Genomic DNA, 7,055 nt, shown 5'->3' with positions numbered 1-7,055 from the left:
CCGCCAGCAGCGTCACCCCCACCCGCGCATTCGCGCGACCTCCCCCATCAAGGGGGAGGTAAAAAACCGCCGCACGGGAGTTCCCGCCGGCCGTTGTCTCGAATGCGCGCCGGTCAGAGGAAGCTGTCGATGAGTGCCGACATGGTTTCAACCGACATGTCTCCGGAATAGGTCTTTCCATTGATGAGGAAGGTCGGCGTCGATTTGACGTTGTAATCCTTGGCCGCGCGGTCTCTCACAGCCGTCACATCACCGGCAAGTTTCGCGTTCGTCAAGCACGCCTCGAAGCTCTCCTGTGTAAAACCGGCAAGTTTCGACATTTGCAGCATCGCACCGCGGACATCGCCGTCGGCGGGAGCCGCCCAGGCCCGCTGCTGCTTGAGGAAGGTGGAGACGAACGGGAAGTAGCGGTCCTGCGGGGCGCAGCGCGCCAGCATGAAGGCGGCGGTGGCCGCCGGGTCGAAGGGGAACTCGCGAAGGACGAAGTAAACCTTGCCGGTGTCGATATACTTCGTCTTGATCGCTTCGAAAGTGTTCTCGTGGAAATGGGCGCAGTGCGGGCAGGTCATCGACATGTATTCGACGATCTTCACCGGCGCATTGGCGTCGCCCATCGCCATTTCCGGCAGCGTTCCGGGCTTCAGCACGTCGGCCATGTCGACCGTACCGTCCGGCTGCGGCACCTCGACCTTGGCGGCGGGCGCCTCGGCCGGTGCCGTTTCGGCGGCGGGCTTTTCGGCGGCGGGCTTCGCCTCTTCGCCAGCGGGGGCGGTCTTGGTTTCGGCCGGCTTTTCCTCCGAGCTGTCCGAGCAGGAAGCGAGCAGCGCGCCGAGCGCCGTCACGGCGATCCCGCCGAGCAGCCGCCGCTTGGTGAGGTTCAGTTCGGAAATTTGCATCGAGGCACCTGTCTCGTTCAGAGTTTGGACTTTGCCACAACCGTTATATTGCCGGATGGCGGCAAACAAGGCGGGGAAGCTGCTGTTTCATCAAAGAATTGTGACATCCTGAAGCCCGAAAGGGGCAGAAACGCAACCGGACGGGCACGGCGGCTATCGCGGACGCCGGTTCGGCGAGAGGACCGCCGTGCCGAGCCGCTCGATTGCCGCCCTGAGTTTCTCGTCGGTGATGCCTTCCATCATGTCAGCGAGCCGGCGCGCCCGCTCGCCTTCGAGCTTTCGCGGCTTGGGGCGGTGAAGCGCCGCCTGCGAGACCGGCTTCTGCACGATGCGGATCTGGCCGATCGCCGGATAGCCGAAGAAGCCGTTGATGCGGGCGATCAGTTCGCCCTGGGCGTGGGAGAGGAAAAGCGCCCTCGCCCCGTCACACGCGATCGTCAGCACGCCCGGCCGGTGGCCGCCCTCCTCGCCCGGTTCGCCGCGCCGCGGCCAGGCGATCTTTTCCGGCCGCGAGCAATCGGCGAAGCTGTCGCCGACGATCTCGTCCCAGGACCCGAGCAGCGCGGTGTTGATGCCGGCGCGGCGCGCGAGCACAGGATCGATGATGCCGTTCGCCACCTCGGATATCTGGAAGACACCCCTTCTCGGCGCGGCGCTCTTCTTCTGACTGTTCATCGCGGCGCGCCTCAAACCTTTTGCCTCTGCCGGCCGATCCGGCCTTGAACCAAATACCGATTTGGCCAGATATAGGCGAGTTTACCCCTCATCGGCAAATGGCGACCTTGAAATCCTCCGCAAATCCGACCGCCCGGGCGCTGCTCGCCTGGTACGACCGCCACCATCGCGAGCTGCCGTGGCGCACGACGCCCGCCATGGCGGCCAAAGGCCTCAGGCCGGACCCTTACCATGTCTGGCTGTCCGAAGTCATGCTGCAGCAGACCACCGTGCAGGCGGTGAAGGCCTATTTCGAGAAATTCGTGAGCCGCTGGCCCACCGTCGGCGACCTCGCCGCCGCGCCGAACGAGGACGTGATGGCCGCCTGGGCAGGCCTCGGCTACTACGCCCGTGCCCGCAATCTGAAGAAATGCGCGGAAGTGGTTTCCGGCACCCATGGCGGCGTCTTCCCCGACACCGAGGAGGGGCTCAGAACCCTGCCCGGCATCGGCGACTATACCGCCGCGGCGATCGCGGCGATCGCCTTCGACCGTCCGGCGGCGGTGATGGACGGCAATGTCGAGCGGGTGATCTCGAGGCTCCATGCGATCGACGCGCCGCTGCCCGGCGCAAAGCCGGAGATGAAGCGGCATGTGGCGGCGCTGACCCCCGCCGAACGGCCGGGCGATTTCGCCCAGGCGATGATGGACCTCGGCGCGACGATCTGCACGCCGAAGCGGCCGGCCTGTGCGCTCTGTCCCTTTCGCGAGGACTGCCTCGCGCTCGACGGCGACGATCCGGAACGATTTCCGGTGAAGGCGGCGAAGAAGGAGAGGCCGGTGCGGCAGGGCGCTGCCTTCGTCGCCGTCTCGGGTGACGGGCTCATCCTCTTGCGGCGGCGGCCCGAACAGGGTCTGCTCGGCGGCATGACCGAGGTACCGACCACCGGCTGGACCGCGCGAACGGACGGCGAGACCGGCGTCGCCGCCGCCCCCTTCCCCGCGGAGTGGCAGCCGGCCGGCATCGTCACCCACGTCTTCACCCATTTCGAGCTCCGGCTTTCGGTCTATCGCGCGGGACCGCTCAGCATCCCCTCCGGCGTTCACGGATTTTGGGAACCGGTGACCAAACTTGATAACCAGGCGCTACCGACCGTCATGAAAAAAGCAATCGTTCAGGCTATTCCGAACGCCTTTCCGACCAACAAGGGATAACCAATGCCTGCAGATATCCGCCACATCGTCTTCGACATCGGCAAGGTGCTCATCCACTACGATCCCGACCTGCCCTTTTCCCGCATCATCCCCGATCCCGAGGAGCGCCGCTGGTTCTTCGAAAATGTCTGCACGCATGACTGGAATGTCGAGCAGGATCGTGGCCGGACCTGGAAGGAAGCCGAGGACCTGCTGATCGCCAGCTTCCCCGAGCGGGCGGATCACATCCGCGCCTTCCGGATCAACTGGCGCGAGATGGTGCCCTATGCCTACGAGGACACGGTGACGCTGCTGCGCGAGCTGATCGAGAGCGGCCGGGACGTCACCATGCTCACCAATTTCGCCGCCGACACCTTCCGCGAGGCGCAGGAGATGTATCCGTTCCTCACCACATCGCGGGGGATTACGGTTTCCGGCGAGGTCGGACTCATCAAGCCGGATACCGCGATCTACGAAACCCATGCAGCGACGCACGGGCTGGAGCCGGAGAACACGCTGTTCATCGATGATTCGCCCGCAAACGTCGAAGGGGCGAAAGCAGCCGGATGGCAGGCGGTGCAGTTTACCGGCGCCGACAAGCTGCGCCGCGATCTCGCCGCCCGCGGCGTTGCCATCTGAGGACGGCTGCGGAACCGATCAGAAAAAGATGACGCCCGGTTCCCTTTCGGGACCGGGCGTCAAGCACTCCTTCCGGGACTGAAGGTACTGGAACCGGAAGGAGGATCTCGCATGCAGGCGAAGCGCGCCGGATCGTCAATCGAGCTTTGCCATTCCGCTGCGGACGACCGCCCGCAATTCATCGATCGGACGCAGCGCCTTGCCTTCCTCGAAGTGCCAGAAGGTCCAGCCGTTGCAGGCGTCGAGCCCCTGCACCCTGGCGCCGACGCGGTGGATCGAACCCGCCTCGCCGCCGGAAACCAATGTCCCGTCCGCCCGGACGATCGCCGAATGGCGGCGCCGCGAACAGGTGAGCACCTGGCCGGGACGGATCATGCCGCTCTCGACCAGCGTGTTGAAGGCGACGCGCGGTTCGGCCTTCTTGCCGGTCATCACGGTCAGTTCCGTCTTGCCGAGCGGCTCGACGGCGGCGATGCGCGCAGCCGCCGCGTCGATATAATCCTGTTCGCGCTCGATGCCGACGAAATGACGGCCGAGACGCTTGGCGACCGCACCGGTGGTGCCGGAGCCGAAGAACGGATCGAGCACGACGTCACCGGGCTTGGTGGAGGCCATGATGACGCGGGCGAGCAGCGCTTCCGGCTTCTGGGTCGGATGGACCTTCTTGCCGTCGTCGCCCTTCAGCCGCTCGGAGCCGCCGCAGATCGGGAACAGCCAGTCGGAGCGCATCTGCACGTCGTCGTTGGCGGCCTTCATGGCGTCGTAGTTGAAGGTGTAGCCCTTGGCCTTCGGATCGGGCGAGGCCCAGATCATCGTCTCGTGGGCGTTCTGGAAGCGGCGGCCCTTGAAGTTCGGCATCGGGTTGGTCTTGCGCCAGACGATGTCGTTGAGGATCCAGAAATTCAGGTCCTGCAGCGTCGCGCCGACGCGGAAGATGTTGTGATAGCTGCCGATGACCCAGATCGTGCCGGTCGGCTTCAGGACGCGGCGGCAGGCGAGCAGCCAGGCGCGGGTGAAGGCGTCATAGGCCTCGAAGGAGGCGAACTGGTCCCATTCGTCGTCGACCGCATCGACAACCGACTGGTCCGGACGGGTCAGCATGCCGCCGAGCTGAAGGTTGTAGGGCGGATCGGCGAAGATCGCATCGACGGATTTGTCGGGAAGTGCTTCGAGCGCGGCGACGCAATCGCCCTTGATGATACTGTCGACCCAGGAGAACGGGTCCGAAGAACGGCGAAGTTCGGCGAGCGGAAATACAGAAGCCATGTTCTACTCTCTGTTACGCGGACGCAGCACGGGATAACGAGGCTCATGGTTACCGAACTTGGTTACCAAAGATTGAACGGCTCAGGCGATTTTCCGCGCTCTCCGGCGTTTTCGCGCCGCAGGTCCTGACGAACATGGTTTACGTGTCCCCTCCGCGACGGCTGCGACCGGCGCGGAGACAACGGAATAGCCTCCACTCACCCGTACAGGACACGGCTGTCGGCGGGCGCCTCTTCGCGGGCGGCAAGGCCGTAGTCGCGGACCACATGGGCGACCCGCAGCCGGTAGTCGGCAAACGTCCCGGCGCGGCCCGCCTCCTGCGCCTGCCGGTGCTCCTCCGTCCGCCGCCAGGCGGCCACGGCCTCCTCGTCCCGCCAGAAGGACAGCGAGAGAAGCTTGCCCGGTTCGGAGAGGCTCTCAAACCGCTCGATCGACAGGAAGCCGTCGATTTCCTCCAGCAGCGGCCGCAGGATCTGCGCACGGGCGAGATATGCCATCCGCCGCCCTTCCGCAGGAACGACCTCGAAGATGACGGCGATCATGGCTGCACCTCCGCCGACGGCAGGCGGCTTACCTTCTTCAGGTACAGCCGGTCCTCCTCGAGGATGAAGCGGGCATTGCGCGCAAATTCATAGTTGGCACGGCCGAGCGGATCGGCGGCAAGTCTCGCCCGGTAGGCCTCGTAGGCCGCGAGGTTCTCGACATGATAGATGCCGTAGGCGGTCGTGGTCGAGCCCTCGTGCGGGGCGAAGTAGCCGACGAGATCGGCCCCGCAGCGCGGGATCGCCTCGCCCCAGTTGCGGGCATAGGTCACGAAATCCTCTCGTGCGAACGGCGCGATGCGATAGCGGATGATGCAGGTGATCATGATGGGCTCCTTGCGGTCTCGGGAGCCCCGATGTGCCACGACCCCGGACGAATTTGCTTCGACCGCGGTCGAAGCATCGCCGGCCGTAACGGGGCATGATGCAGGTACGGCTTCGACGAACACGGTTCGATATTTGCCGAAGTATGTGCTACACCAGATACCGTCATCGAATGACCGAGAACAACGCGAGGTGCATCATGGCAGAAGGCCCGGACATTGCGCGCATTGCTTCCCTGATCGGCGATCCCGCCCGGTCGAACATGCTGCTCGCCCTCCTCGGCGGCAGGGCGCTCACCGCAACCGAGCTTGCGGGAGCAGCCGGCGTCACCCTGCAGACGGCAAGCTCCCATCTCGCGAAACTCGAAGACGGCGGGCTGCTCTGCCAGCGCAAGCAGGGCCGGCACCGCTATTTCGCGCTCGCCGATGATCATGTCGGTGCGATGATCGAGAACCTGATGGGCTTTGCCGCGAGCCGGGGGCATCTGCGCCACCGCGTCGGGCCGAAGGAGCCGGCGCTACGCAAGGCGCGGATCTGCTACGACCATCTCGCCGGCGACTATGGCGTGCGCATGCTCGACAGCCTGATCGCCCAGGGCGCAATCGAGGCGAGCGACGACGCGCTGCGGCTGACGGACAGGGGCGAGAGCCTGCTTTCCGGCCACGGAATCGATTTTGCTGCGCTGAAGGCGAGACGACGGCCGCTTTGCCGCGCCTGCCTCGACTGGAGCGAGCGCCGCACCCATCTCGCAGGCTCGCTCGGCAAGGCGCTGCTCACCCATTTCCTCGACCGCGGCGAAGCACGCCGGGTGGAGGGCAGTCGCGTCGTTGCGTTCTCGCCGGAAGGGGAAAGGCGGTTCCGGGCGATGTTTCCGATAGACTGAGCCTGTCTGTACCTTGCCACCCTCGCCCGCCTGTATTACATTTTGGTATGCGCTTCTTGGAAGGGATACTCGATGAACCGCAACACCTCAGTCACGCTCGGAGAGCACTTCACCAGCTTCATTACCGAACAGGTCGAAGGCGGACGTTATGGTTCCGCGAGCGAAGTGGTGCGCGCCGGCCTGCGGCTTCTGGAAGAGCATGAGGCCAAGGTCAAGGCGTTGCAGGATGCGCTGATCGAAGGCGAACAGTCGGGCGAGCCGCGGCCTTTTGACTTCGATGCGTTCAAGACGCGCAAGCGGGCCGAGTTCAAGGGCAGATGAAGGCGCTTACGCTCTCACCTGCGGCCGCGGCCGATCTCGAACACATTTGGGACTACAGCGCCGCAACCTGGGGGCTGGATCAGGCCGATCGCTATATCGAAGATATTCGCAACGCCTGTCTTCACCTGGCCTCCGGCGCCAGCCGCGGCCGAATGGTCGACGTCCGCGCCGGCTACCTGAAGCAGGCGATCGGATCACACATGATCTATTTCCGTGACAAAGGCGAGCGGATCGTCGTTATTCGCATCTTGCACCAGCGTCAGGATGTCAGCCGCAACCTGCCGAACTAAAGCCGCCGACCACGCACGTCGCCACGCGCCTTGCAAAGAAACCAACC

10 protein-coding genes are annotated in these 7,055 nt (G+C 64.9%); 5 read left to right on the top strand and 5 right to left on the bottom strand.

Annotated features, from left to right (window positions below; all coding sequences use genetic code 11):
- Positions 1 to 113: 113 nt before the first annotated feature.
- Both NHF53_RS04645 and NHF53_RS04640 read right to left on the bottom strand, forming a co-directional pair.
- A complete protein-coding gene (locus tag NHF53_RS04645; RefSeq protein WP_252833287.1) occupies positions 114 to 896 on the bottom strand; it encodes a DsbA family protein in 783 nt (260 codons plus the stop codon).
- A gap of 153 nt (positions 897 to 1,049) precedes the next feature.
- Positions 1,050 to 1,571, bottom strand: a complete 522-nt coding sequence (locus tag NHF53_RS04640) for a DUF721 domain-containing protein (protein ID WP_114364467.1) — start codon at positions 1,569 to 1,571, stop codon at positions 1,050 to 1,052.
- Between the two features lie 98 nt (positions 1,572 to 1,669).
- On the opposite strand from NHF53_RS04640, the gene mutY reads away from it, so the two are divergent.
- Together mutY and NHF53_RS04630 are read left to right on the top strand one after the other, a co-directional pair.
- Positions 1,670 to 2,764 (top strand): A/G-specific adenine glycosylase, encoded by a 1,095-nt coding sequence (gene mutY / locus NHF53_RS04635; protein WP_252833286.1) that lies wholly within the window; start codon positions 1,670 to 1,672, stop codon positions 2,762 to 2,764.
- Positions 2,765 to 2,767: 3 nt separating this feature from the next.
- Positions 2,768 to 3,382 carry an HAD family phosphatase gene (locus NHF53_RS04630; RefSeq protein ID WP_252833285.1) on the top strand — a complete coding sequence of 205 codons (615 nt, stop codon included), beginning with the start codon at positions 2,768 to 2,770 and terminating at the stop codon, positions 3,380 to 3,382.
- A 135-nt stretch (positions 3,383 to 3,517) separates the two neighbouring features.
- Here the strand turns inward: NHF53_RS04630 and NHF53_RS04625 are convergent, their stop codons facing one another.
- From NHF53_RS04625 to NHF53_RS04615, 3 genes are all read right to left on the bottom strand, one after another.
- A complete protein-coding gene (locus NHF53_RS04625; protein ID WP_129331865.1) occupies positions 3,518 to 4,648 on the bottom strand; it encodes a site-specific DNA-methyltransferase in 1,131 nt (376 codons plus the stop codon).
- 197 nt (positions 4,649 to 4,845) lie between these two features.
- On the bottom strand, positions 4,846 to 5,190 hold the full coding sequence (locus NHF53_RS04620; RefSeq protein WP_252833284.1) for an antibiotic biosynthesis monooxygenase: 345 nt from the start codon (positions 5,188 to 5,190) through the stop codon (positions 4,846 to 4,848).
- On the bottom strand, positions 5,187 to 5,516 hold the full coding sequence (locus NHF53_RS04615; protein WP_252833283.1) for an NIPSNAP family protein: 330 nt from the start codon (positions 5,514 to 5,516) through the stop codon (positions 5,187 to 5,189). The genes NHF53_RS04620 and NHF53_RS04615 overlap by 4 nt, the downstream gene beginning before the upstream one ends.
- Positions 5,517 to 5,713: 197 nt before the next feature.
- Between NHF53_RS04615 and NHF53_RS04610 the strand changes: the two genes are divergently transcribed.
- From NHF53_RS04610 to NHF53_RS04600, 3 genes are all read left to right on the top strand, one after another.
- Positions 5,714 to 6,397, top strand: coding sequence for a helix-turn-helix transcriptional regulator (locus tag NHF53_RS04610; RefSeq protein WP_252833282.1), 684 nt, complete (start codon positions 5,714 to 5,716; stop codon positions 6,395 to 6,397).
- Positions 6,398 to 6,469: 72 nt separating this feature from the next.
- The gene (locus NHF53_RS04605; protein ID WP_252833281.1) at positions 6,470 to 6,718 is read left to right on the top strand and encodes a type II toxin-antitoxin system ParD family antitoxin; all 249 of its coding nucleotides are present in this window, start codon (positions 6,470 to 6,472) and stop codon (positions 6,716 to 6,718) included.
- Entirely contained in the window at positions 6,715 to 7,008 is a 294-nt protein-coding gene (locus NHF53_RS04600) for a type II toxin-antitoxin system RelE/ParE family toxin (protein WP_252833280.1), read from the top strand. The genes NHF53_RS04605 and NHF53_RS04600 overlap by 4 nt, the downstream gene beginning before the upstream one ends.
- Positions 7,009 to 7,055: the final 47 nt, after the last annotated feature.

This window comes from Ciceribacter sp. RN22 (assembly GCF_024054295.1).
In the GTDB taxonomy this organism is placed as follows: domain Bacteria; phylum Pseudomonadota; class Alphaproteobacteria; order Rhizobiales; family Rhizobiaceae; genus Allorhizobium; species Allorhizobium lividum.
The sequence above is the reverse complement of the archived record's forward strand: the minus strand, read 5'-3'. Positions and strand labels throughout refer to the sequence as shown.